The organism is Stenotrophomonas aracearum (assembly GCF_031834615.1).
In the GTDB taxonomy this organism is placed as follows: Bacteria; Pseudomonadota; Gammaproteobacteria; order Xanthomonadales; family Xanthomonadaceae; genus Stenotrophomonas; species Stenotrophomonas aracearum.
Map to the genome: position 1 here is coordinate 993,359 of NZ_CP115543.1, position 24,577 is coordinate 1,017,935.

Annotated in this window: 21 protein-coding genes; 12 read left to right on the plus strand and 9 right to left on the minus strand. The window is 59.1% G+C overall.

From position 1 onward, the window contains the following. Positions 1 to 1,776: an EAL domain-containing protein gene (locus tag PDM28_RS04645; RefSeq protein WP_311183958.1), complete on the minus strand. Its 1,776-nt coding sequence runs from the start codon at positions 1,774 to 1,776 to the stop codon at positions 1 to 3. A gap of 1,592 nt (positions 1,777 to 3,368) precedes the next feature. On the opposite strand from PDM28_RS04645, the gene PDM28_RS04650 reads away from it, so the two are divergent. Next, a complete protein-coding gene (locus tag PDM28_RS04650) occupies positions 3,369 to 3,536 on the plus strand; it encodes a hypothetical protein (protein WP_311183959.1) in 168 nt (55 codons plus the stop codon). A gap of 71 nt (positions 3,537 to 3,607) precedes the next feature. Here PDM28_RS04650 and PDM28_RS04655 read toward each other — a convergent pair whose 3' ends face one another. Then, on the minus strand, positions 3,608 to 4,063 hold the full coding sequence (locus PDM28_RS04655) for a hypothetical protein (protein ID WP_311183960.1): 456 nt from the start codon (positions 4,061 to 4,063) through the stop codon (positions 3,608 to 3,610). Between the two features lie 108 nt (positions 4,064 to 4,171). Further along, on the minus strand, positions 4,172 to 4,834 hold the full coding sequence (locus PDM28_RS04660) for a YoaK family protein (protein ID WP_311183961.1): 663 nt from the start codon (positions 4,832 to 4,834) through the stop codon (positions 4,172 to 4,174). A gap of 159 nt (positions 4,835 to 4,993) precedes the next feature. Here PDM28_RS04660 and PDM28_RS04665 point away from each other — a divergent pair, with 159 nt between their 5' ends. From PDM28_RS04665 to PDM28_RS04680, 4 genes are all read left to right on the plus strand, one after another. Next, positions 4,994 to 5,428, plus strand: coding sequence for an ankyrin repeat domain-containing protein (locus PDM28_RS04665; protein ID WP_311183962.1), 435 nt, complete (start codon positions 4,994 to 4,996; stop codon positions 5,426 to 5,428). Positions 5,429 to 6,062: 634 nt separating this feature from the next. Further along, positions 6,063 to 6,311, plus strand: a complete 249-nt coding sequence (locus tag PDM28_RS04670; protein ID WP_311184640.1) for a cupin domain-containing protein — start codon at positions 6,063 to 6,065, stop codon at positions 6,309 to 6,311. Positions 6,312 to 7,263: 952 nt separating this feature from the next. Continuing rightward, the gene (locus tag PDM28_RS04675) at positions 7,264 to 7,773 is read left to right on the plus strand and encodes a DUF2867 domain-containing protein (protein WP_311183963.1); all 510 of its coding nucleotides are present in this window, start codon (positions 7,264 to 7,266) and stop codon (positions 7,771 to 7,773) included. 54 nt (positions 7,774 to 7,827) lie between these two features. Further along, positions 7,828 to 8,430, plus strand: a complete 603-nt coding sequence (locus PDM28_RS04680; RefSeq protein ID WP_425507633.1) for a DUF488 domain-containing protein — start codon at positions 7,828 to 7,830, stop codon at positions 8,428 to 8,430. Positions 8,431 to 8,710: 280 nt separating this feature from the next. Here PDM28_RS04680 and PDM28_RS04685 read toward each other — a convergent pair whose 3' ends face one another. The 3 genes from PDM28_RS04685 to PDM28_RS04695 form a co-directional block, all read right to left on the minus strand. Further along, positions 8,711 to 9,943 (minus strand): hypothetical protein, encoded by a 1,233-nt coding sequence (locus PDM28_RS04685; RefSeq protein ID WP_311183965.1) that lies wholly within the window; start codon positions 9,941 to 9,943, stop codon positions 8,711 to 8,713. 35 nt (positions 9,944 to 9,978) lie between these two features. Continuing rightward, positions 9,979 to 10,446 carry a hypothetical protein gene (locus tag PDM28_RS04690; RefSeq protein WP_311183966.1) on the minus strand — a complete coding sequence of 156 codons (468 nt, stop codon included), beginning with the start codon at positions 10,444 to 10,446 and terminating at the stop codon, positions 9,979 to 9,981. 185 nt (positions 10,447 to 10,631) lie between these two features. Further along, complete coding sequence (locus tag PDM28_RS04695) at positions 10,632 to 12,023, minus strand: site-specific integrase (RefSeq protein ID WP_311183967.1); 1,392 nt, start codon at positions 12,021 to 12,023, stop codon at positions 10,632 to 10,634. A gap of 561 nt (positions 12,024 to 12,584) precedes the next feature. Here PDM28_RS04695 and PDM28_RS04700 point away from each other — a divergent pair. The 5 genes from PDM28_RS04700 (at position 12,585) to PDM28_RS04720 (ending at position 18,693) form a co-directional block, all read left to right on the plus strand. Continuing rightward, positions 12,585 to 13,319: a uracil-DNA glycosylase family protein gene (locus PDM28_RS04700; RefSeq protein WP_311183968.1), complete on the plus strand. Its 735-nt coding sequence runs from the start codon at positions 12,585 to 12,587 to the stop codon at positions 13,317 to 13,319. Between the two features lie 433 nt (positions 13,320 to 13,752). Continuing rightward, positions 13,753 to 15,051, plus strand: a complete 1,299-nt coding sequence (locus PDM28_RS04705) for an SIR2 family anti-phage-associated protein (RefSeq protein ID WP_311183969.1) — start codon at positions 13,753 to 13,755, stop codon at positions 15,049 to 15,051. Continuing rightward, the gene (herA, locus tag PDM28_RS04710; RefSeq protein ID WP_311183970.1) at positions 15,048 to 16,817 is read left to right on the plus strand and encodes an anti-phage-associated helicase HerA; all 1,770 of its coding nucleotides are present in this window, start codon (positions 15,048 to 15,050) and stop codon (positions 16,815 to 16,817) included. Before PDM28_RS04705 ends, herA begins: the two co-directional genes overlap by 4 nt. Positions 16,818 to 17,315: 498 nt before the next feature. After that, entirely contained in the window at positions 17,316 to 17,780 is a 465-nt protein-coding gene (locus PDM28_RS04715; protein ID WP_311183971.1) for a hypothetical protein, read from the plus strand. 79 nt (positions 17,781 to 17,859) lie between these two features. After that, positions 17,860 to 18,693: a hypothetical protein gene (locus tag PDM28_RS04720; protein ID WP_311183972.1), complete on the plus strand. Its 834-nt coding sequence runs from the start codon at positions 17,860 to 17,862 to the stop codon at positions 18,691 to 18,693. A 327-nt stretch (positions 18,694 to 19,020) separates the two neighbouring features. On the opposite strand, the gene PDM28_RS04725 is transcribed toward PDM28_RS04720, so the two are convergent. Continuing rightward, positions 19,021 to 19,914, minus strand: a complete 894-nt coding sequence (locus PDM28_RS04725; protein WP_311183973.1) for a hypothetical protein — start codon at positions 19,912 to 19,914, stop codon at positions 19,021 to 19,023. Beyond that, on the minus strand, positions 19,911 to 20,606 hold the full coding sequence (locus PDM28_RS04730) for a hypothetical protein (RefSeq protein WP_311183974.1): 696 nt from the start codon (positions 20,604 to 20,606) through the stop codon (positions 19,911 to 19,913). Before PDM28_RS04730 ends, PDM28_RS04725 begins: the two co-directional genes overlap by 4 nt. A gap of 291 nt (positions 20,607 to 20,897) precedes the next feature. Here PDM28_RS04730 and PDM28_RS04735 point away from each other — a divergent pair, with 291 nt between their 5' ends. Both PDM28_RS04735 and PDM28_RS04740 read left to right on the plus strand, forming a co-directional pair. After that, positions 20,898 to 22,421: a MobA/MobL family protein gene (locus PDM28_RS04735; RefSeq protein WP_311183975.1), complete on the plus strand. Its 1,524-nt coding sequence runs from the start codon at positions 20,898 to 20,900 to the stop codon at positions 22,419 to 22,421. 208 nt (positions 22,422 to 22,629) lie between these two features. Continuing rightward, positions 22,630 to 22,803 carry a hypothetical protein gene (locus PDM28_RS04740; protein ID WP_311183976.1) on the plus strand — a complete coding sequence of 58 codons (174 nt, stop codon included), beginning with the start codon at positions 22,630 to 22,632 and terminating at the stop codon, positions 22,801 to 22,803. A 192-nt stretch (positions 22,804 to 22,995) separates the two neighbouring features. Here the strand turns inward: PDM28_RS04740 and PDM28_RS04745 are convergent, their stop codons facing one another. Then, entirely contained in the window at positions 22,996 to 24,534 is a 1,539-nt protein-coding gene (locus PDM28_RS04745) for a restriction endonuclease (protein ID WP_311183977.1), read from the minus strand. Positions 24,535 to 24,577 lie beyond the last annotated feature (43 nt).

Sequence of the window (24,577 nt, forward strand, 5' to 3'; positions counted from 1 at the left end):
CTAACCGCTCGTAGTCTCGCCGGCGTCGCCTCGCCAAGGAAACACCTCACTCGCTTTAGTTAAAGCGGCGCTCAGGTGCTCCGGGCGCATGGGCCGAGCGAGCGCATACCCCTGAATCTCGTCGCACCCCAATGCTTTCAAGCGGCCTACTTGTTCAAGGGTTTCCGCTCCCTCGGCAACGGTCACATACCCCAGATCCTGGGCGAGGCGCACGATGGCTTGGGCTTTCAGGAAGGCCCGCTCGTCTTCGACAATGTTGTCTATCAACGATTTGTCGAGCTTGAGGGTATGGATCGGCAGTTCGGTGAGGTAGCCAAAGTTGCTATAACCGCTGCCAAAATCGTCAATCGCTACTCGAACGCCAGCGGCAGCCAGTTCCGAGATTTGCTCACCCGGCAGCGAACTCGCTCTTAGCCATTCGCCTTCAGTGATCTCCACCTCCACATCAGCCGGCGCAAGGCCTTTGCCTTCAATCATCGCCAGAATCTGGGCAGCGGCCCCTGCCTTCGCCAGATCCTTCACCGAGAGGTTGATCGAAAGGCACAGCTCGATGCCGCTTCGCTTCCAAATCGCAAGCTGTTCAAGCGCGTTGGCCAGGACCCAAGCGGTGACGCTGCCGATGAGGGCGGTGCGCTCGAAGACTGGAATGAACTCGGCGGGGCTCACCGGTCCCAGTTGAGGATGGTTCCACCGAATCAGGACCTCTGCGGACCGGGGGCTCAAGTCGGAAAGTTGAAACCGGGGCTGGTAGACGAGGTGGAAGTCCTGCTGGCGCAAGCTGCGTTCGGCGTCGGCGGCCAAGCGGTAGCCACGGCGCAAACTTTCGTCTCTTGTTTCCGAATACCAACAGACAAGGCCTTGGGAGGAAATGGCCGAATGCAAGCCGATAAGAATCTTTCGGATGACATCCTGGGCCTCGTCCACCCCCAGGTCGACGGCGCACGCGCCTGCGTGGAACATGGGTGCCATCGGGACGGCGCCCGCCATCAGGGGCCGGATCATCCGCTTCTGGATCTCGGTGAGCAACGATTCGAGATCCTCAGGCCCTGGCAGGTCGACCAGGAAGGCGAACCGTGTGACGCCCACGTGGTAAACGTCCGCTATCCCGTCTAGGCCCAGTTTCAGGCGCACGCCGGCACGTCTTATCAGCGCTTCCAGCGGAGGCATGCCAAGAACTTGTCCGGCCTCGTTTGCGCGGGGAATGTCCAAGATGTCCACCAAGACGGCATACATGCGCTTGCCAGGCTCGCGCCGTGCAAGGCTTGCATAGTCGATGGCGAACTGGTGCCGGTTCGGCAGCCCGCTGACCGGCTCGCGCCGGCCCGACAATGCTCGGAGCTCAAGTTGATGCATCACGCTTTGGCCGAGCGTCTCCAACTGCCGTCGATCAGCGTCAGAGAACTCTCGGGGCACCGTGTCCATGACACAAAGCGCGCCAATGGCAATTCCGTTTTGGGCCATCAATGGCGCACCCGCATAGAAGCGCAGATGGGGCGGTTTGATGACCAAGGGGTTGTCCCGAAACCGCGGGTCCTCGCGCAGGTCAGGGACGACCTGGACTTGATCGGAGCCGATGGTGTGAGAGCAGATCGATTCGCGGATATGGGTCTCCGCCATCGGTAGGCCGAGGCGAGAAATCAACTTTTGCTTGTCGACCTCAATCATTGAGACGAAGGCGACCGGGGCTTCAAACGTGTAGGCAGTCAGTTCTGTCAACCTATCCAAGGACACGCCCGCAGCTTCGTCCAACGCCTGCAGGTTGCTTAGGGCGGTCAATCGTTCTTCGGTTCCAGTAGGAGGCATGGGCTAACGCGTTCTGGGACAGGATCAGATTACGCCCTAACCAGAAGGCGTGTCATCGGTATCGGCTGCCGCAGCAGCATCTACAGGGGAGGCCCGATCCACTCCTGAAGCGTTCAGCGCCTTTCGCTAGTGCCGACGGCTTAACCCGCTCTCTTTGCCGAAGCATCCGAGGAGAGTTCGGCCTCCAAGCTCAATCGGCATGAAATACCCGCGCCCCTACAGCTTGAACAGCGCCGCTCCAGGTGAACATCCTGCGCGCCGACGTGGCATAGTAGAGCGACCCCGAGGTCCGCCAACTTCGGGCAATCCTAAGTGATGCAGTCACTTGCGATGCCGGGACTCGCCATAGCTGACGGAACACTAGTGTTCTTCCATGGTTGAGTCGACGCCCCCGATTGGGGCATCGTCGTGACCGGTTTTTTTATGGACCCACGTTGCCTGCGTGCGGCACCCGCCGGCGATCAACCGCCATCGCCGCCTGTTCAAGTTTCCTTCCGCGTGGGTTCGGGCGTAACCTGAGGAGAGAGGCAGGAGCAGAGCAAGTGGTTCAGTCGGAACAAATCGGAAAACGGTGGTTGAGCTTTCGTCTTCGTAGCGGTCAGTCGATTGCGCCTGGCAAGCTTAAAGAGGCCTGGTCTTACGCGACGCAAACCAGCCGCTGCGCTGTGAGGCGCGATGTTTTGGGCAGCAGTTCCTGCGTTTACGGCCTTTACGCGCCGGAGCGGTTGGCCTCACCGCGCAGTGCTGAGCTGCGAATGAGGGACTTTCTGACCAAGGAGGGCTACGTGTTCACCATGAGCACGATCCCGCGAGACGGGGTCACGCTCGAAGACGTGGCGAAGAAGTAGCTCAATTGCCCTCCCTCGGCGCTGGGGGCGTTCAAACATGAATCCTTCAGAAGGGCATCTTGCTGACCAATGCCTGGGGTGTAGATTCGCTAAGAGCCTTGGGAGTCGCTATGGCAAGCAAGCGGATCGTCAGTTGCGTCACCTTATCCCCTGACACGACGTCTGCGCGTGCCGGAATGATCGGGGGTTTTCATCCGGACGGGCGCTGGTGGTCATTGTCCGCCGACGCGGCCATGGCGGGCATTGAGCGGGGCGAGTGGGCGTTCTACGTGGAGGTGGCCACGGGACTTGTCCCGGTCACAGTTAGAGGCACCGGGACCGGCGATCGATACCTGAGTGCGGACAGCGATGGCGCAGGCACCGACCCCTTAGCGTCGTTGCAGAAATGCCCGCGGTAGCCGGCGCTCCGCGAAGATCCTTTTGATAGGGGCTTGGCCCTTGTGGTTGGGCACAGTGGCACGGTTGGAACGATGGGCCACTAATCGTTGATTTTTGGCTTTGGCGACCCGTTTTAGTGCAGTCGCTCCGATCTAGTAGGGCTATTTCTCTGCTGCTGTTGCGACGCCTAGGCGCCGTCCCACGCACCCGTGCCCTGAAGCATTTAGCTAAGTAGCGATGGTGTCTCCCAATGCAGCGGGTTTCGCAACGGATTCGTTACCTACAACGGCCTACTGTTGCTCATCGGCCTCACGGTGATGCCGACTATCGGAGACAGCCATGAGCAACCAGAATCAGCCGAACACCAATCCTGATCAGGATGAGCAGGACAAGAAGAACCAACGGGACAGTGACGAGCGGCGCCAATCCCAAGGACAGGAGGGCCGGGAGGAGGACTCCGAGAGCGTCCGTGACCTGGGGGGCAGGGAGGACGAAGAGGCGGAGTGAGGCTTGCTTTCGAAGGGCCAGAAGAGCCCGGCCTGAGGCCGGGCTCTCTCGTTTAGATGCCGAGCTTTGGTCTAGGTGCCGCAGCCGGTCGCTGGGTCCGTGTCTTGCACGTCCGAAGGTTCATCGACGGCCGAGTCCGCCAACGGCGGCGGCTGTGGGGGCAGACGGCGGCAGAGCCAAAGTGCGAACAGTGCGTTGTCGACGGTCGGGGTGACCTTCGTCCCCGAGCGCGCCTCCGCCTCCAACGTATCCAGGAACGACGTCCCAGCATTGAACTGCTCAACGGACGGGTGAAACCGGTGTGCTGGAGCCAACAAGGAAACCGGATCGATTCCTGACCCCTCGCAAAGCAAGGAGAGGAAAGATGCTTTGCCTGCCTCGGTCATGCCGGTGACAGGGGGCTTGGACGGGTGAAGCCACATCAATCCCAGCGAAGTCAGTCGAAGCAATCGCCCGGGGGAGGGGCGAAATCCCTGGGCTGCCATGCTGAGGTCCGCCAACAAATCCAGCCGCGTTTGAAGGTCCATGAGCTCCTGCCCTGATCGCCTGCCACACCGGGCAATGTGTCACCTCACTGCGGTGCATTCAAGCGCAGGGGCCCCGCATCCCCACGATGAGATGGCGCGGACGCGATCCTATTGCCGCAGCTTGGCTCGATGCAGATGGAGCCACAGCCCCAACGCACACAGAGCGGCCGTGACCGACGGAAAGAGCAACGTGAGGAACCCCAGTCGATGGAAGGCGATAGCTGCAACCACCCCGCCCACTGAGAAACCCACCAACACCAGCCCCCACATGCCTAGGCGACGGCGGGGAGCAGGGTTCCCTCGGCAGATCTGACCAAGAACGAGGCCAAAGTCAGTAAAGAATCCGGTCAGATGCGTGCTTCGGATGGCGGAGCCGCTGTAAAAAGAGGTCATGGCGTTTTGCATCCCACAGCCTGCAGCAGCAAAGCAGGCACCGAAACCGGTGCCGCCGGCCAGTAGGGCAGCCGCGACGGCGAAGAACGCGGCCTCCACGACCAGGAGTGCCACGTAGGCGACAGAAAGGCTGCGGTCTCGAAGCAGCGTGCCGGCACCGAACGAGCCGGCGACGAACCCGGCCACTACCGCGAGCAGCTGCTGAGCAGCGTCCCAGTTGCGACCTTCGAGCGCAATGCTCTGAAGGGTCACAGTCCCTGTCATGTGGCTGAAGGCCTGATGTTCATACCCCAAATAGCCGACCGCGTTGACCACGCCGGCTGCAAAGGCAAGCAGGCCGGTTCCGACCCACACGATACGAGGCACTTCTATGCCCACGAGACGACTCCTGTTCAATGAATGGGGCCGGCCCTCATCGGTGATGCCAGTGGCATGTTGCTTGCCATCACCTGGTGCGGGGGCGACTGGGCTGCCTGGTGAGTATAGAATCTTCACAGGCCCATCTTGGGCTGAGTGGGTTGGATAGGAGATGTGGTGATGGATGCGTTGCCGAAAGCCGTTGCGCTGGGGTGGGGCAAGCTTTACATGACCGTTCCCGAGTTCCGCGAAACGTTTAGGCAGATGATGTCCGCGGTTGATCAGTTGCCGTCGACCCTTGTCGAGAGGGGGCGGGCGCTGGACTACCCGCCCTTACACCATGCATGCCGATCGGGCGATTTGGAGCTCGTAGAGGCGCTCTTGCAGGCAGGAATCGGCGCGAACTCCTATCCCTACACGGAAGACGAGACGGATGAGCCTCCGTTGATTTGGCTGATCACCGCAGACGCGTTGGGCACCGACACCAAGATCGCCGTGGCCGCGCTTCTGTTGAGCTTCGGGGCAGACTTGGAGGAGGGGGAGGCGCTGGCCTTCGCCATGGAGTCCAACGATCCATTGTTCGCGGACTACCTGAGGCGATCAGCGCAGCGCTGACCCGTCTCCGATGCGCGTGCCCCAGCGCTTTGCCGCCAGTAAGGGCTAAGCCGTTAGGATTTTGTTGCAGCAGCCCGAGGCCACCCTTGAATGGTTTAACGAGATTTCTTTTCACGCCATTCACGCGCCCGCGAGCAAATTGCTCTCAACGACGGGGGAGACGCCACCCTTCAGGGGTGTCTCCAAGAGGAAGGAACCCGGATATTGCAGGTGACCCAGCAGGTGTTGGAGCATGGCGCGGGTCATGCGCTCGATACCCTGCAGCTTACTTAAGTGGACGAGAGCGAGCCAATGCCGCCGCTGACCGTCACGAGGCGCTTAGGTGGGTCGCAGAAGTGCAGCGGGGGCTGCCACCTGCGTATCCGGGAGGCCGCGCGTTTTCGCTCAACCTATCGTCCGCACAAACATAGAGTGCACGTTAGAGTTCGGGGCACTCACCCCGTGGCCTTTTCGCCACGCGTTGGTTCCACCGCTGACCCTCATGAAAACTGACTTCCCCTCACCTGAAGAGTATGCGGCCGAACGACCCCGTCATGGGGCGCTGCAGGTCTTGGATGTCCAGTCCCTGCAACACGAGGTCACTGGCTCATACCGAAACCAGGTCTTGCTGGAGTTCAACGACAGCTGCATTCGGATGGCGGTTTTCCATGGGGAGTATCGGTGGCATCTGCATCCCGACAGCGACGAAGTCTTCTTGGTCGTCGAGGGCGAGCTCCACATTGATTTGGGCTCCGGGCCTGGATTCGCACTCGGACCGTGGCAGTGCGTCACTATTCCTGCAGGCACGGTGCACCGAACGCGCGCTGTGGGTCGCACGGTCAACTTGACCATGGAGGGACGGAGCGCGCGCACCGTCTTTGTGGACGGGCTTGAGCTCCCTTAGCCGCTTGACGCGTCGGTATGCCGCAATCGCTTCGACGGTGAGAGACACCGCCTTCTGTAGGGCCGTTCGTAGATTGGGAAGGCCCAGCACGGTATTTTTACTGAGTTGTTCAAGTGACGGTGATGCAAGGGCACTCGTCGGAAAAGATGCGTCAGCAACGTTGTGGGCGACTTGCGCAGTGAGCGCTCGCCCAAGCCAAGCTTGCAACGCTTCACCGAATCCCTGGCGCCTCGCTCAGTATCGCAGCGCCCGGTAACGCCCCTGGACGGGATGGCGCCGCTGCGTCACCTCCTGCCATACAGTCCGACGGAGGGCGACGAATGACCGTGGGAAACATCTCACCAGCATCAGACGCGACGAAAGAGCATGCGCAACCGCCTTCCCTCGGCAGAGAACGCGGCTGCTAACGCGCAAACTCCTCTCCTTTCTCCCAGCGCCCGGCCACGGGTCTAAGGACGCACCGGGACTCTGCATCCACCACGGCCGCAGTGACACCGGCGGTCAACAGAGACACCACGCTAAGGCATGTGTCCCGCTCGTCAAAGGTCTCGCGGGCATCGATCAGCACCACGCCCTCTCGCGTCTTGAGCCTCCAGCGCCAACCGCTGCTTCCCGTGAGATGCGCCCAAATACCGCGCGCACGATAAATCTCGATATACACCCACTTCCCCTGTGGAAACGCCTATAAGCAGTGTAGCAACGGTTCACCTGAGCGGTAGATGCCCTTCGGCATAGGCCTAAGCTGAAATGTTCAGTCAGGGGATCAAAGACGAATGCCCCTTACACCTGTGTCCCTGGGCGGCCGACCTCTCCTCGTCTATCGCGGCATCGAGCCTCTTGCTTACGTCGGATTGACAGGCCGGCCGCGGTTCTTAGACTGCCTTTTTGGATTTGCAGGACGAGGGACTCGGTGGATTATAGGAACGTAGAGCCGGAGGAGGGCACCCGCTGCTTGGGTCCAGTCACCTCAGACGATTGCCTTTTCAACGCTGATCCCCTCTATTCCTCGAGCAAAGACGCAGACTTTGTGCATTCAGTCAGGCGCAAGTTGCCGCGCAGAGGCCGCAGCGCCTCCGATGCCTATGCGGACCTCGCCGCAGTCATGCCCGCTTGGTTTGACGTGCTGATGCGCGTTCGCAACGCCGGCATGAAGGCGGTGGGAATGAAGGACCTAGGCTCTCTCGGCGCGGTCAGTCGGAATGCGCCGGTGTTGCCAGGGCACCGCGCCGGAATTTTCACAGTGCTGTCCTCCAATGATGACTGTTTGCTGCTGGAGGACAACGACAGGCACTTGAGAGTTCAGCTCGCACTGCGGTGGGGCTCCTCGTTGAACCAAGATGAGTTGATCATCTCGACCGTTGTGCACGTCCACAACGCGTTCGGTAGGGCCTACATGGTCCCCGTAGCCCCAACACACCGTCTGATCATGCCATTGCTGCTTGGTCGGCTTGGCGGTCAATGAGCCCGGTCTTTGTCTTAAGTGTGGGGTCGGTTGCTGCTACCCATTGGGTGTTGCATGACGACGCGGCGTTTATCCAAACCGGTATCTAATCGGCCCATGCCTTGCGATCCGTCTGCCACGAACGCGCTGACCATCTGGACCATTGGCCATTCCACTCGGCCTTGGGAGACGTTTTTGCAGCTCCTTGCCGAACATGGGATAACTGCGATCGCAGACGTGCGCCGGTTTCCAGGCTCGCGCCGCCATCCATGGTTTGCATCGGAGCAGATGGCGAGCGCTTTGCCGGTTCTCGGTGTGGAGTATCAGTGGATTCCGGAACTGGGTGGTCGGCGCAAGGTGCAACCCAATTCGCCGAATGGGGCATGGGATACCGCCGCCTTCCAAGGCTATGCCGACCACATGGCGTCGTCCGAGTTCGCCAAGGGACTGGAGAAAGCGCTAGCGCTGGCGGCGACAAACCGCACTGCGCTCATGTGCGCAGAGGCACCTTGGTGGCGCTGCCACCGGCGCCTTATTTGCGATTTGCTCACGCACCGAGGTCATGAGGTCTTGCATATCGTGTCGAGCGCTGAGCCCAAACCCCACCCGCTGAACCCGATGGCGCTTGGGGTGGGGCAGGATCTCATCTATCCGCCGGCGCAGGCTGCGTTGTTCTAAGACGACTTCGCGCCCGGTAGAAGGGAAAGCACGTGTAATGACGGGGCAGTGGTGGCGGATGGGGATAGTGAACATCCCAAGTTCTCTCCCTATAACTTCCCCAGAGAAAAAATTTCGTTAGCGCATCGCCCCGCCTCGCCACTGCTAGATGCCTATTGCAACGCTGAAAGCTACGCGAGGAGGGCGACCGCGAAGAACGAGAGAGTGTGGGGAACGCCGCAATCGCACGGGCTAACGCGACTTCCGGCTGAGCGCGTATTTCAGGACAGGAAACTAGGGCTCACCTATTCTCGGGGCGGTTCGATGGGGGAGTGATAGCTGGAGCGAAAGAGCGGAGATTGAAGTTGGCAATCACTTCAATGCTGCCCGTCGTGCGGCCGAGCTGCTGTTGGAGCTGGGCGATGTCGAGGCTCTCATCTTGAAAAGGAGCGGCAGCCAAGCTGGCGCGGATGAGGCAGGGATGCGCGGATCTCTCCGCGCACAGGCGCTGGATGTGCGATCGGGCTCTTGAATAGGGTGAGAAATCGCCTCTGCTCTTGTAGTTTTTGCTTTGAACGCCGGGAGAGGGCGGCGCGGGTTCTTGAGGAGGCTTGGGAGCGCGAAAGGCTCTCCAAAGCTCGGCATTTTTGTGCGCGATAACCATCTGAGTGAACTGATGACTTGCTTGCAAGGCGGGGCCGAATCTGCCGCTCGCATCGGCGACCACGACCTGCATGAGCGGTGTAAGGGAGGGTAGTTCAGCTACTGCGATCTCGGGATCAATTAGCAGCCATCCTGAGGAATCGTTTTGGGCCCCTCTCTTTAACAAGGGCAATACGGGCTCCGACTCGCCTGGAAGCGGATACTTCGTCTTAGAGCGGTCACGGTCCAGTTCCTTCTTGTAGGCAGATCCAAGTTTGCTTAGGGGAACGCAGACCGGCTCGCCCAAGGTGTAGATGAGGTAGTGGATCCAGCTCAAGCCCCCAAGCTCTCCAACAGTAGCGGGGTCCGTTCCGGCTTCCTGGAGTAGCTTAAGAACCTCCTTAGACTGCTTGGCGGTGTAGGCTTCCCCCTTGCTGAGGGCTTGGATGCGCCGACCGGTCTCAGCGAGCACGAAGATCTGAGCGTCGCGCGTTGTCCCATCTTCGCGATCTTTGGGGATTCTATTTAAGTCGGCATACCAGCTACTAGGCTTGGGTCCGCTGCTAACATCGAAACTTGATTTCTTAGCTTGGAAAATGATCAAGCGTGCCTGGCCCGATGGGGGGAGCAGGCACAACGCAAAGTCCGCGCCGCTACCGGGCTCCGTGACCTTCATGTCTGAGCCCCGATTCTTGCTAAATGAACCCCACCAAATCGGGCTCTGATTATCCTTATACAAGCCGGACTGAGCGAGAAGGTTGCTTGAGGCTGCAATGGCACCCATAAACGCGCCAGTGAACGTCTCCTCGCTTTCAGTGTTGAGACGACAGAGTCCTTCCAGTGTGTCGACAGCGGCGGCGAGCGAAGCGTTTAGCAGAGAGGGGGTTGTCATCCAAGAGTCCTCCGTGGGGAAGACCCATAGTATGCCTAGGCGGAGGCGCTTATCAGCAGTCTATCCAATGCGGCTTCTGCCCTTGCGACAAAGCAGAAGCCGGACCTTCGGTCGTTCCAGATCTGATCAAAATCGCTCTGCCAAGTTTCAGGGAGGTGGTCCGTGGAAGGTGGGGGCAGGTCCTCGAACATCTCCTTTAGAGATCCTGTCGAGGTATCTGGATAGTTAGCCAAAGCACTCAGCAAGTTCTTGCGCTCTTCTGGGCTGGAACTCTCAAAGCGCACAACGAAGCGCTTCACTTTGCTCTCGATGCTTAGTCGTTCGGCGGCGTAGTCCATCCACTCCAGCCACAGCGCGCCAAGCGATGGGAAAGTGCGTTCATCCAGGGGGAGATTTGGCGCAGCAACTTTCCAGCCTCTGCTAGACCGGAGATCGGCAGGACTGATATGCAAGCCGTATTGCAAGAAATAATGGGCCGTTTCTTCGGCGCTGGGAATCCGCATGGGAATCTCGGGGGTGGGGTGACGAACACTAGATCAGGTAATCAGATAGTCAACCCCTTGGGCGGCCCAGATCTTGGCTTCTAAGGCTCTGCCTGAGCGAGCATTGGCATGCAGAGTCTCGATCTTTGACGCGGGGCGCTCTGCAGCGCCCCTGCCATTCCCGCACTCGTCTCACTGCTTCTTCCTCATGGATAGAACTTCCTCGGGTCAGCCAGCTGCGCCTTGAACTGCCCTGTCTTGTAGGTGGGAAGCTCGACATCCGGGCGATACTGGTCAAGCACGGCGATCTGCTTCGTTCGTGCCAACGCCGGCTTTTTATGGAAATACGCTTCATGCAGCACCGGCACCTTCTTGCTGATGGAATGCCCGGTCACGAGTGCGATGTCTTCGTCGGCTACTCCCTTGTGGTGGAGCTCTGTGGCAATGGTATGGCGGAAGGCGTGGAAGCCGACGCCTTTTCCGAAGCCTAGGCCCTTCATGTAAGTGCTGAACTGGCTCAAGATGCCTTGGCTGTATCGTGCGTTCGGCTCTCCCGTGTCACGACGAACACCCGCGGAAAGGTGTGGGAAGAGCCTGTGGTGCCCGCACGCTCGGATGTCCTCCACGAACGCCAGAAAACCTGCATCCAGCAGCGGCTGTGGGATGGGAAGCGTCCGGATAGCGGCTTTGCCTTTTAGGCTTTGGCGGCTTCGATTCCTGTCCTTGTGGCTAAGGTCGGCATCAACCGTCTTCTGGATGCGGATGCACCACACGCCACTCTCCTGAACCACGTCTGCCAACTTGAGCTGAGCCACTTCGTTGATGCGTGCCCCGGTGTAAAGTCCAATCATGGGAACCCACCACCGATGAGGCGCTTTCATCGCCCAGGGGATGAACGTCTGGGGCGCGAAGATCCGCTGGAGATCTGCCTCATCGAACAAGCGTTCGGCCTTGTCCGGGTCAACCACTAAGTCCTTCTTCACCTCGGCAAAGAACTTCATTGGGGAGCCCGGGATCGCTTTGGCATCCTCTAGGCGCCCGAAGAACGTGACCAAAAAGCGACGGTGTTTCTCAACGGTTGCGCGCGCCGGTGGGTTGACGTGCAGTCGTTTGCCTTCTGTCACGGCTTGCTCGAAGGTCCAGCCGCGATAGACGGGGTTGGAGAAGAACAACGGTGGCGTCCAGCGCATCAGTTCCCAAAGGCGATATATGTGGGTGTGATCAATGCGAGAGACGGGGATGTCGCCGCAGGCCATCTGAAGCAGCTTGAGGGTGCGGGTTGTGGCTTCGATGGTGTCGCGCACCAAGCCCATGCGCTCGCGGTCTGCCAAGTAGTCTCTGATCTCTACTGACAGCAGACGAGCAGGAGCAGCGATGGGAAGCGGTTCTGGATAGCGCGTTGCGTTCTTGCCCAGACGTGCCCGCCGGGCGCGTTCGCAGGCATCGTTGATGATTTCCTGGGCGTGGATGGCGGCCTCACGTCCGCTGACAATCATCTCGCCGATGCGGACCCGACCGATGCGAACATTGGTGAGCGTGAGCGTGCCGGTGGAGTCCGACAAATACGATTTGAGGTAGTGCTGAGTGGCGTTGTTCACTGCGTTGCTTCCATCTGAAAGATGGAAGTAGGGATACGACAGGCTGCAAAATCGTCAATCGAATTTCGAGACTTTTTGCAACGCCTCAGGCCTCGCCTGGGAGGGCCCTTTTCGGCCCGGCCGCGGCGCGATCATTCCGCCGGTCCATTTGTGGAAACCGCAATGAAAACAAAGGTTTGAGAGAATGGTGGGGCGAATTTCTCGGAGTCATTACCGTACTGTTTAACTGACATAAACTAACGAAGCGCACTCTGAATATGAATGTAGGATAAACGCCGCCGTCTCTTTGTTAGGTTTAATTCCCACTTTTCTTATGCTTTCGTGGCCATCAGATGGTGGTAGGGAGAGACGACATGGCTAAAAACGAACAGACAAGCCCCAAGGCAGCAAAGGCTGCGAGTGATGTTTTGCGTGACGCTCGAACCAGCAGCAAGTCTAAGACGGCAGCCGGGTCAGCTTTGAGCCAGGCCCCCGACAAGGGGAAGAAAGGAAAGAAGTAGTTCCACGGACCGGCATCAGTCGGTGCCGGTGTCTTTCAGGCGCCAAAGCCAGGGAATCACGATGAGTGAGATTGCATCGGTTCGGCCACGGTCGGTTGGCTGGCCGGGTTTGAATCTTGACGAGCACCAGTGGCCTGACACTGTTCGCTTCCTTCCCTACTGGGGAGACCTTTACTGGGATGGCATAGACGGCCAGCGGATCCTCCTGCTGGGCGAATCGCACTACCGAAAAGAGGGGATGAGCGACTCGCTGGAAGTAACCAGGCCGTTCACCAGGGATGTTTTCCGTGGGATGGCGGAGCCCATCCGGCACACCGACGACGGACCCTTCTTCAAGGCCCTGGATTCGGCGCTCACTGCTGACGGGAAGCCGGACGCCCAAGACGCAGCCGACGCCTGGAAGCGGGTGGCCTTCGCGAACCTCTCTCAGGCCTTCGCAGGGTCTCAAGCGAATCAGCGCCCCCGGAACGAAGAGCTCCTGGCAGGCGGCGACGTGTTGGTGGAGGAGATACTTCCAACACTCAAGCCCACCGTTGTCCTGGTTCTGGGCCAGACCACGTGGAGACTTCTCCCCCACGGCAAGCGAGAAGAGGGCCTGCCCCCATTTCTGGCGCGCGATGTGAATCGGCTCAATGGCCGTCGGCGCTATATCGAGCGCCGGGACATCTGGTCGCTCGACTACACGGGAGGCTCAGCCCTCATGACCTGGGTCTATCATCCTTCCTGGAACATCGACACTTGGCAAGACCGGGCCTTGGCGCTGCATCATCTTATCGACCAAGCCAATGGACGGTAACAATCGGCTGGGACGACGTGAGCAGGGCAGGTTGCGGTTACATACGTCCTGAAGCAGACCGTTACCGTCCGCTCATTTCAAGACGTCGGTGACGCCAGCCACACCTCATGCTGGCGTCCTCCATGCGTCCAGCCATTGAGCTAAGCTCTGGCAGAGGCATGGCCAAGGAGAGAAGGTGACCACTTTTCGGGTATACGACATCGTGTGGAGCGTGGAGGGCGCATCGGGGGATCTTCCGTCTGAAGTGGAGATTGCCTGCACCGACATAGCGTCCATCCCTGACGCTCTATCCGACGTCTACGGATGGCTGGTGACGGACTACAAAGTGGGTGAGTCGCCAGAGGCTGCGGGTCCAACCTTAGCTCCACTCGAATAGGCGACCTCATCCTGCGCGACGCGGGTGGGGAAGGACAAGGACGAAACAGGGGGTTAGATGAGCATTGTTGCGTATCGCGGCGGGAAGCAAATCACGGACGAACTGGAGTTGCAGGCTTATCTCGCATCTCTTTTGCGACTGGAGAACGTGGGTCTGTTGTTGGGGGCTGGGGCATCGTGCTCCGCTGGTGGGCAAACGATGAGGACTTTGTGGACTAGCTTCCTGGCAAGAAATTCGACCAAGGCAGATTGGCTTTTTGCCCAGAAGTTCATCACGGAGGACGAAAAGAGATTGCCGCTGCCTCCTCCTCCGCTCCCGCCGGGCGCTGTGCCGATCCCGCCCAACCCGTTTATCCCGGTCCCCACTGCAAGCCTGCCAAACTTTGAAGTCCTCTTAGACAGGCTTGAAATCGCAATCTTGGAATGGGAGCGGCAGCTCAGTCCGCAGCTCGCTGAAGCGCAAGAGGTCAGGACGGCTCTCTTCAGATCAGTCGTATCGGCAGCGACGCTAAAGGAAGAGTGGTGGGAGTCGCCCTTGGGAGCCGACTTGGCTGACGAGCTCCGTGCCCACCGCTCTATCCTCCAGAAAATCACTGCCGCACGACAGCCCGGCCAGCCCGCGCCATGGGTATTCACCACCAACTATGACTTAGCAATCGAGTGGGCAGCGGAGTCGGTTGACCTTCAGATCATCAACGGCTTCTTGGGCGTGCATAGCCGCCGCTTCTCACCCCAGAGCTTCGACCTCGGGTTCCGCAACGCCCAGGCCAAGGGAGAAGCTCGTTTCGGCGTCTACAACATCTACCTAGCCAAGCTCCACGGCTCGCTGACTTGGAAAGAGGTTGACCACAACTTGTATGAGGTGCCGGCGTCTGAGGCTTGGCGCGATATTGATGAGTTCTTGACCGGCTTCACTGACAAGCTGAGCTACTTAGTCCTTCCGCGTGCAGCCAAGTATCTTCAGACCGTTGGATATGTCATGGGCGAACTGCTGCGGCGATTCGCGGAGTTCATGGCACGCCCGCAGACTGCGCTCATCATCAATGGCTACGGCTTCGGCGATGAGCACATCAACCGCCTCATTCGCTCCGCGTTGCTCAATCCCACGCTCCAGGTGGTTGTGTATCTCCCAGAGTTCAAAGGAGACCCTGCGAGGGCGGAGCTCCCACAGACCGTGCGGAGACTGCTGGCCCTGCAAACCCCTCGACTGACTATCGTAGGTGGCGGCGCCAGGGCCTATACCAGCGCATTGGCAGCCGATCTCCCTGACCCGACGGTCTATGACCAGGAGCTGGCAGATCTGCGCAGGCGACTGATGGCTGAGAAGCCCGACGCGCCAGAGGAAGGTTTCGCATGAGAAGCCGTCAAGCCGTAGGCTACGTTGTCCAAATCGATGGCGTGGACATCACGCTGAACCTGATGGATGTCCATAGGGGGCAGTTGGCTGCTCACGTGCATGGCGTCTCGGTCGTCACTGAAGTCGGCAGCCTCCTGGGGATTGAATCCGGCGGGCGCCTGCTGGTTATGAAGGTTCAATCCCTGTCGTTTGCAGAGCCCAAAGAGGTTCACCGAGTCGGACTTTCGGGGACTTCGGTGTCCTCCGAGCCCTTGCGTCACCTTACGGGCTTGGTGGTCGGTCGACTGCGCCGCGATTCTGGACGACTAACGTTCGTGTCGGATTCGCTTTCCTCGCCGGCACTCGGTGCTGAGGCCTTCCCGCTCACCGACGACGAGCTCTCATCGATCTTGGGGGGCGACGCAGCCACGCCTGCGGACATCCACTTAGGGGATGACCTCCGAGGTGGCGGCCGTCTGACCATTGATCTACAGAATTTAGTGTCTAGGCATGTGGCGGTGCTCGGCAGCTCAGGGCAAGGCAAGAGCTGCTTTACGGCTGCGGTGCTCCAGCAGATCGCGAAGATGCCTAAGGCGCGCGTCGTCATCTTCGATATCAACGGTGAATACGAAGACGCCTTCCCCGCCAGCAGCTACCCTCCGAATGCCATCAAGGTCACTCGGATCGGTGGGTCGGATTCGGACAGCTACCGCATCCCCTACTACGCATTGGGTCGCCTTGGCCTGCAACGTCTTTTGTTGCCAAGTGACAAGACTCAACGGCCCGCCCTGACCTTTGCCTTAGACCATTTGAACAAGATTAAGTGGTTTGCGTCTTCTAAGGGTGCAGGCCTAGAGAGCGACACACAGGCTTCGCTCTTTGATGACTGTAGAGGCGACAGGGTGTTGGATGCTCAAGCCATTATTCAATGCCTAAGAGCAGGAACGGCTCCCGTCGCCTCAGCATGGCCGCCCATGCAGGCGATGGGGCCGCTGATAGCAGATAGCCACGCCATTTCGCCAAGCAACAAAGGATTGGAGCGCAATGCCTGGAACTACGGCAACATCTCTCCCCTCATTACACGCATTGCCCGCTTCACTGACGATGAGATGTTTAAAGATGTCGTTGACGTGGCGGGAGGCGCGGGCTGCGGCGGCCCACTCAGCTGGCGCAACGAGTCAAAGGCGGTCGTGGAAAGACTATTTGGCGGTGATGAGGTCGACTGGCGGGTGCACATCGTTGACCTCCGCCGTGTATCTCATGACCTGACCCCCTTTGTCCTGGGTGCTGTTTTGGAGCTCTATGCATTTGAGCTCTTTAGTCGTGGCCAAGAGAACAAACGAGAGACCCTGTTGGTGCTGGAGGAGGCGCACCACTACCTACGCCAGATGGGAACCGGCGACGAGGCCGTGAACAACGCCTTGGCATATGAGCGCCTAGCCAAAGAGGGGCGCAAGTTCGGGCTGGCGCTCTGGTTGAGCACCCAGCGCCCCTCGGAGATCTCTCCAACCGTGCTTTCGCAGTGCAACACCTGGGTGTCCTTCCGGCTGTCGTCGGAGAAGGACCTTTCGGCCATTCAGTCTGCCAGTGAGTGGGCGGACAAACGGGAGGTCCGGCGCATCGCCGGTCTAGCCCGTCAGAATGCCTTGGCCTTTGGTGGCAGCCTACAGTTGGCTACCCTGATCCGGGCTCCGACTGCGGACCCGCTGCCTCGTTCGGAGGACGGGCGGTTCAACCAATGGGCTGATAGTCTCGACGACGGGCTCGACGTAAACGAATTCTTGTAGGGTGGCTAGGTCCAAGTAGCAGTAAGCATCAGAGGCAAGGCAACGTGGATCATTTCGAAGGGGTAGTTCTAGACTTCCTGCGGGCTGACCGCAGGCTTTTCGTCAATCCTCAGTGCTGCATTCAGTTGAATCCGGGCAGTAATCCGGACACCAGCGGGCCCCACTGGTATTGCGACGCGGTCGCTGTGAACGTCCGGGACCGGGCTGCCTACCTATGCGAAATCTCCTATGCGGCCCGCCTACCAACCCTCCTGAATCGGTTGAGGAGCTGGGACGAACACTGGGAACGCCTGCGGACAGCCCTAGCCAGGGATTGCGGTATCCCAGCCGATTGGACGGTTCGGCCGTGGCTGTTCGTGCCTAACGATCGCTTAGAGCGCTTGCGTTTGGGCACTGCTGCGCTATCACTGATGCCAGATCCGCGGATAACAGCCCTGGAGGAGGTCCTCCCTTGGCGCTACCGATCTTGGGACCGTGGAGACTACCTGGATTCTGGCCGTGACTGACTTCAATCTCCAAGCGCCTAGCTTTGCTTTGCTCCAGGCTCCCATGGTCTGTTGGAAGTGTGGCTTAGAGACCGTGGTCACTGCGATCTGGGTTCCTCGCCTCAAAGAGCTCGATGAGGAGGGCGAACTGGAGGTTGCTGATGCTGCTGTTCTTCAATACGTCGAATCTCTGGATCCTGCCGTTGCGGCGGTCATCGTCCAAGACGCGCCGCTCATGCGTGTCGGACAGTCGCAGACGGCCGGCGTCAAGTATTGGGCTAACCATTGTTCCCACTGCGATGCTCTCCAGGGCGACCACCACGTGATGGGGGTCGATGGCCCCTTCTTTCTCCAGTCTCGAGATGAGCTGTCGTCGCTGACGGTCCACCCAGCGGGCATGGGCCTTAGGGCCGCTGCCGGTTACTCGGAATCGGGCTGGATGAGCTGGGTCTCTAGACTGTTGGGAGACAGCCCGTGAAATCTTGGCATTGGGCTTTTGCGCCAATCGTTGACTTTGCATCTGTGCGATTGTTTCTCGTCACTGAGGAGTAAAGACGATGACGGAGTTCCCGAAAGGACCCTTTGACGTTGTTGACGATTTGTTCGGAACTTATCGAGGCTGGACCGAGGAGTTGAAGAGGGCGACTGAACCTGCGCTGCGGGTCCAGAGACAACTCCACGATCACCTGGAGCGTTTTCGAACTGAATTCAACGCCTGGTCTGAGAACCCGGCGACGAAGGAGATGGTCGAGACCCTGCGCAAGACTCTCATTTTGGTGGCGGAGTTCCCAGGTCGGTTCCAGACACAGCTGTTGAGGCTAGCTCAGCATGGTTGGTATATCGATCCTGAGATGCCGCTGACAGGCATTCGCTCGCTCAATGATGCGTTCGAGGGTGGAGCGGCTGACCAAGCTAGTGCGGAGCTTGAGAGCTATTTTCGGCAGAACCTCGATGTGATCGAGGAGAGACTTCTGAGCCGGCACCCGAAGAGGGCACATGTTCTAGCGGCCGCGTTCAACGCGCACCGTTTGGGGAACTACCTGTTGAGTATTCCAGTGATGCTCAGTCAGGCCGATGGAATTTCCCATGATGAGCGGGGGCGGCAGCTGTATACCACCCGACAGACTAAGGGGATGGGAGGGCTTATCGACGGCCTAGAGACCAGCGATTTGAATCGCCACCTTTGGGAGGTGTTTCGCACCCAGTCCCCCCTTTCTTCGGCAATCGACACCCTGCCGGCGGACTTCTCGGGTCTAAACCGGCACAAAGTGCTTCATGGCATGGACTACAGCTATGGCTCGGAAACGAACGCTCTGCGGGCGGTTTCCTTGTTGAACTTTGCGAGCTTTGCCTTGGCGGACAGAGGAGGCACCTTAGAAGGCGGAAACTGAGCCAGGCTAGGCTTCTTCTGCGGTAAAGTAGGCGGGTCCTTGATCCACTTGACAAGCGTAAATGTTTCATGGAACATAGCTGTTCGCCCCATGTGCGCCGGTTCTACAAGCTATGTAGGAGTAGGCGCTTCACGAGAACCTCTCTACAGCTTCCAAGGTTGCGAGCGAGATGAGGTTGGCTTGTTGGCTGAATACTTTGCGCGGCGCTGCTAAATGCTCGTCTACCTCAGTATGGCTACCAAGGACCATGAGGCATGTTGAGAGGAAAGACTCTCAGTGGCGAGCATCCTGTATGGCTTTGGCCGGCGCAAGCCGGCCAACTGCTTTTTAGCGGACCGCATCATTGGGCGCAATGTTCAAATGAGATTTCTTTGCGGTCATCCAGTCGCGTGGGAGGTGGCAGTTGTGAAGTTCAGCAGAGAGCTTCGACTGGCTTAGTCGTGTGCAGTCGTAATGAAAATGCGGATCATATGTCACGCCTAAGCGCTTAAAGGCTGCAATCACACAATCGTCCGGATGGCCTTCTGTTTCGGGGTGGGCGGATCCGTGGCGATCATTTCCAGGCGCTCGGAACCTAATACCTGCATTGTTTGTAAAGACAGTCTGCGGCGGCTTTCTGGTCCAGTCGAGGGTAGGCGGAAACCTGCGCTCAAAATCCGCAACCAGCTCGCGAATCGTAGCGGTAGGGTCGATGGCGTCTAGAATGCCATTACTGACGTTGGATAGTAGGTTTGAGATTTCATTAGCCTCGAAGTTCTGCAGGGGTAACAGAAGGGGGGTCTTGTTTGAGCGTTCGGTGAACTCTTTGCGTAGGTGGGGCAGCGCTCGCTTAACTTTCTTTGTTGATTCGACAAGAGCTGTTACTAGGTCTTGTCTATTTTGCTCGCGCTCAGTTACTGAGCCGTATTGAAAGGTCCATGCGGCTCCTGTTGCGAAAAAGTTTGGGAAAAGGCCGTCTCTCAGGATGGTCGAATTAATCGTGTCGTTCTCAATATATATAACTGAGTAAGAATATTCTGACTGTTTAGCCTTGTCTTTCCTTATCCGGTCGGCGAAAAACTGCATGATGGCTTTCGCGTCTTTAGCTAGATACTGGTGTTGATTATTCTTGAGCCCTCGACCGTAGAACTCCGTGTCGGAGCCTGTGATGGTTCTTGCTCTGCGCTGTATGAAATCAAAGTCTGCGTGCGGAATCCCCGTATAGCAAATGATATGCTTCATGCATTGGAGTCTCTCAGGGTTGCGACAACATCAAGCGGAAGCTGAACCCGGCTGAGCTGATCTTGCGAGAGAGACTTGATCATCAAGTTTAGGACTGACTCTACCTTGCTGTGGTTTTGGCGCTCGAGAATTCGCATGATTTCCAAGCCTTGGGACTCAGACCAGCGCTGGATGCTGGCCCACACTTCAGACGCATGTTGACCTGCCGTAAGTGATCCTCTTGGTATCACATACTGACCTTCTATGAGGAGGTTGGCTTCATCAATGCTGTCCTGTTCTTTCCTATCCATAAATCTGAAGGGGGAGAGTGTGACCTCTCTTCGCCGGTTTGATGATATTTCCTTGGTGAAGGCATGCCAAACGGGCGATGGCATCCGAGGAATTATCGTTTTGGGTTTCGTATCCGCATCTGTAGCATTGTTTTTAGCCGGATCTTCCTCCTTCCCTTTCGGATAGACTTCCCAGGTTAACAGGACGCCAGGTCGTTCTCGGATAGCATATTTGTCATCAAACGCCTGTTTTATCAGCTCCCCCATTTTTCGACCCTTCAGAATCGCCTTGACATCTTCGCCCCGTGCGCTCAGTTGATGGCCTACGTTCGCCAAGGCTATTGGCTTTTTAAAGGTTGCCCAGTGCGAGTCGATTATGTTGGAGATAGCCTCAGCTTCGTGCGGCTCTAATGCATTTGTCATGATGAGTTCTCGTTACAGGTGGTTCGTATGGGCGACTTTAGGATATCCAATGTTCGACCAGGTTTGACATGTCAGTGGAAAGCTCTTGCTCACCTCTCCATGCGGACGAAGCGGGGTGAACCAGCTGCGCACAGGCGAATGATGCCCGCTCTCCGACCAAAAGCAAGAGCGCACTTAGGCATCCTGACGGATGCGTGCGCCAAGGGCTGCGCCCCTGGAACCCCAAGCCTCTGCGAGGCTTGCCAAAAGCAGAAGCTGGTCCATAAAGACTCCTGTTTCCTAGGAGTTTTCATGGCCATCTACCACACCGCAGTTAAAACCTTTAGCCGAGCCAAGGGGCAATCGGCCGTCGCCGCAGCCGCCTACCGGGGCGGGCTTCTGCTTGCCGACCTCATCACCGGGCAGCAGCACGACTACCGCCGCAGGAGCGGCGTCGTTGAGACGTTCTGCCTCGCGCCCCCTGACGCCCCCGACTGGGCGCTGGTGCCCGGCGAACTCTGGGCGGTCGCGGAGGCCGCCGAGCGTCGCAAGGACTCGACGGTGGCGCGTGAGTTCGAGCTCTCGCTGCCTCATGAGCTCTCCGACGAGCAGCGGGCGCACCTCGCGTTCGCCATCGCTGAAGCATTGGTCGACCGATACCAATTCGCGGTCCAGGCGAGCATCCACTCTCCGGGCACCCCAGACGGGCTCAACCACCACGTTCACGTCCTTGCCAGCACGAGGCGCATTGGACCTGAGGGCTTTGGCGAGAAAACGAGGGAGCTAGATGGCGGGGCCTCGGGGAAGTCCCAGGTCCAGTGGGTCAGGGAAATGATCGCTGAGACCACGAACGCTCACCTAGAGGCCGCGGGCCTGGCTGTGACCATCGACCATCGTAGCTTGGCCGAACAAGCCCGATCGGCCGCCGACCGAGGGGATGAGCTCCAAGCCGCCGCCCTCACCAGGGAACCCACCAAGCACCTGGGCAAGTCGGCCACAGCGCTGGCACGCAAAGGTCAGGAGAGCCGCCTTGCTCTCGAAAACGAGACCATCGAAGCGAGCAACCAAGAGCAGCTGGATATGCTGTCCCATCAGGCAGGGCGAGATACGAGCCCGCTAGCCAGCCAGACGACCGGTCGCGAGTGGGGCTCCAGGGCGTCGGTGCCCCACTTGGCGCCGGGCCTGGAAATCCGGGGCGTCTCAGGGATTCGTCTCGCCCAAGTCATCGGCCGGCACCGGGAGGGCACTGAAGCAGAAGAGCCGATCAGTCTTACCGAGCGCATTACGCAGGCATTGCGGGATCTTCAGGACATCGCCCGCGTCAGGGCGGATCTCTCCTTGCACCGGATCCGAGCCGGCTTGGAGTGGGCTCGGGACGCACTGGCTGATGTAGGGGAAACCGTGGCCATCCGCCAGTGGTTAACAAAAGCAGTGCTTCAGGTTCGAGCCCTGAGAAACGCCGTCATTGGACGATCCATGCGCCTGCTGGCGTTGGGACGCGCACAGCGGTTGCATCACATCGCCCAGCAGGAGTGGGAGCGATTCAACTCCGATTACCCACTCGGCTCTGCTTGCTACTCTCGCCCAGAGTGGATAAGGCGCCGGGAGCGCCGCCTGTCCGTCCTAGAGCAACGGACCAAAGAGCTTGAAAAAGCGAGGCTTCGTGGATCAGATGGGGCTCTGGCAGAGGTGGATGCCGACGTTGTCCGCCGTGCCTCCGAGCTAGAGAGCTTGGCCTCACCGGGCGAACTACTACCACAGCAGCAGGAACTGACTCACATCGAAGAGCAGCAGGTGCTGCCGACCGCGAAGCCAAAGCCCCCAGCCTTGCACTGAAAGAAAGAGCCCCGCTTGAGCGGGGCTTTGTCTTTTAGCGGGGAGACAGTCCAGGGAAGGGCTGCCGAGCGGCCTGAGGAGTTGGGGCGGGGGGAAGTCCGCGAGATTTACGCCATTCTTCTTGAGAGGGAAACGTTGGTGGGACTTGGGCTCGGTCCACCGCAGCAGCGCGTGGGGCCGAGCGGCTCCCGCTACTGGGAACATAAGCGTGCTGCACCTGCCCAGCGGGAGAGGCGGCGAAGCGACGCATCAGCAGGGCTGCAGCATCGAGCGCGTGTTGAATATCGGCTTCCCGGTCAGCGATGTCGCGCGTCCCACTCTGCGCCATCAGAGCGGGAAGGAGGCGACTGGCGATTCGAAGTTCTACGTTGGCGGGCATTGAGGGTCCATGTGTGGAAGGTCCCCACATCGAAGCAGCGATGTCGAAATCCGCAAGGGAGGGAATCTGCGCTGGTTCACAAATATCGAAGTTGCCTTCCAACGCCTAGGCTTGGCCCAACCCTGTGCGCGATCATCTCTTGCGAAAGGGTGGGCAGTCCTGGAAAAGCGTAATCAAATGCCGGTGCGCTGCTTGTTAACCCGCAATGCGGGCGTCCAAGCCAGCGTGCTCTCTGAGCAAGTAGAGCAGCCCGCCCCCATCAATAAGCTCGATGGGCTTGTCCTTGGCAAAGTCAAACGCAGCCGTGCCATAGCCACTCGTGCAGACCAAGATGCCCTTGCTTGCACCCTCGTTAAGCATCGTTCCGTAGAGATCTCGGACCGCGCTCACGCCGACTGTGTCCTTGTAGCGTTTCGCTTGGATAACCACCTTGCCCCCCAACACAGGTCGAGTGTCGAAGGCCACGGCATCCACACCCCCGTCTCGGGAGCTACGGGTCAACTTGGTATCAAGTCCCATCTTGCTAAAAAGATTGGACACTAGCGCTTCAAACTCGCCTGGAGTCAAGTCCAGTAGGTTCGGGCGGGATTCCAATCCAGACAGCACATCCGACTGTGCGATGAAGCGCTTGTCGACCATGTTGAACTCGACGATTGGCTTGATGGCTTGCAACTCGTCAGGCCTATTCGAGACCTGGGCGCCAAGGTTGCGAAGGCAGGCGACCTTCTCAACGCGCTCGAGCCGCAGTTGCAGGAAGGCGGCCTTGGTCGCGCGGACCGACACCACGGGAACGCGGACCTCTTGCCCTGTGGTGGGGTCGTGCGCATCGACCACCCCATTGAAAGTCACCAATCCTAAGGCATCCGCTTGGTCGGCTTCGAACGCCTCGTGCAGTGTGCGCAACGTGATCGAGGCGATGATGTCCTGGTAGAGCGCTTTGATGTCGCTCGCCTTACGCGCCTTGGCGTCGATAGCATCCCGGGTCTTGACGTAGCGGTAGTCGGCCTCCGTGGGCACGACCGAAAGCTCGGGAAGGTCGTATTCGATGACCAGTTCCTTCGACGCCTCTGCATACGCGAGCTTGAATCTTTGAGGGAATCCCTCGGTTGGGTATTCCGAGCGTGCCAAAACCATGTCGTTGTAGGCCACGACGGCATCAGGTTCATGGGCCAAGTAGGCGCGTTGGAACTCGTCAATTTCCCCGTTTCGGCGGGCCACATCCGCCTCGTAGAGGGCGCGCGCAGCTTCGTGCTGGGCACGCAGGTCAGCCAGCTTTTGCTTCTTTAGCGTCTCTGCCTGTTGGAACTGGTCCAGGACTTGCTGGTGCGCCTGTTGCGCCGCCGCCATTGCCGCCCCGTGCTTCTTCCCGGCTCCCGGCCAAAAGCGGGCAAGGCCCGTCGGTGGGACGAGCTCGACAGCGGCTGGTGCGAAGCCGGGCACCAACTCCCTCGGCACCTCAAAGGTGGGGTGTGAGGCGGTGTGACGTAGGCCATCGAAACTGATGGCGTCGTTCACCGAAAGGGTATGGCCGAGTAAGCCCTCAAGTTCCTGTAGTCGGTCCCTGAGTTCGGCATTGAGGTCATCGACCTCGGTCTGCCGGTCTTCAAGGTATCCCGCTTTGGCTTGGCGGGCTGCCTCCCTTTCCGTCAACTCGGAGGCGCGAATCTTACGCAGCACCTGGGCTGCGGCCATACGCTCATGGCGCTCCAGCTGCCTTTGCTGCGTCGCCTGCATCCGCTGTTTCCGTTTGGTTTCTCGCTCCGCCGCTGCGGCCGCC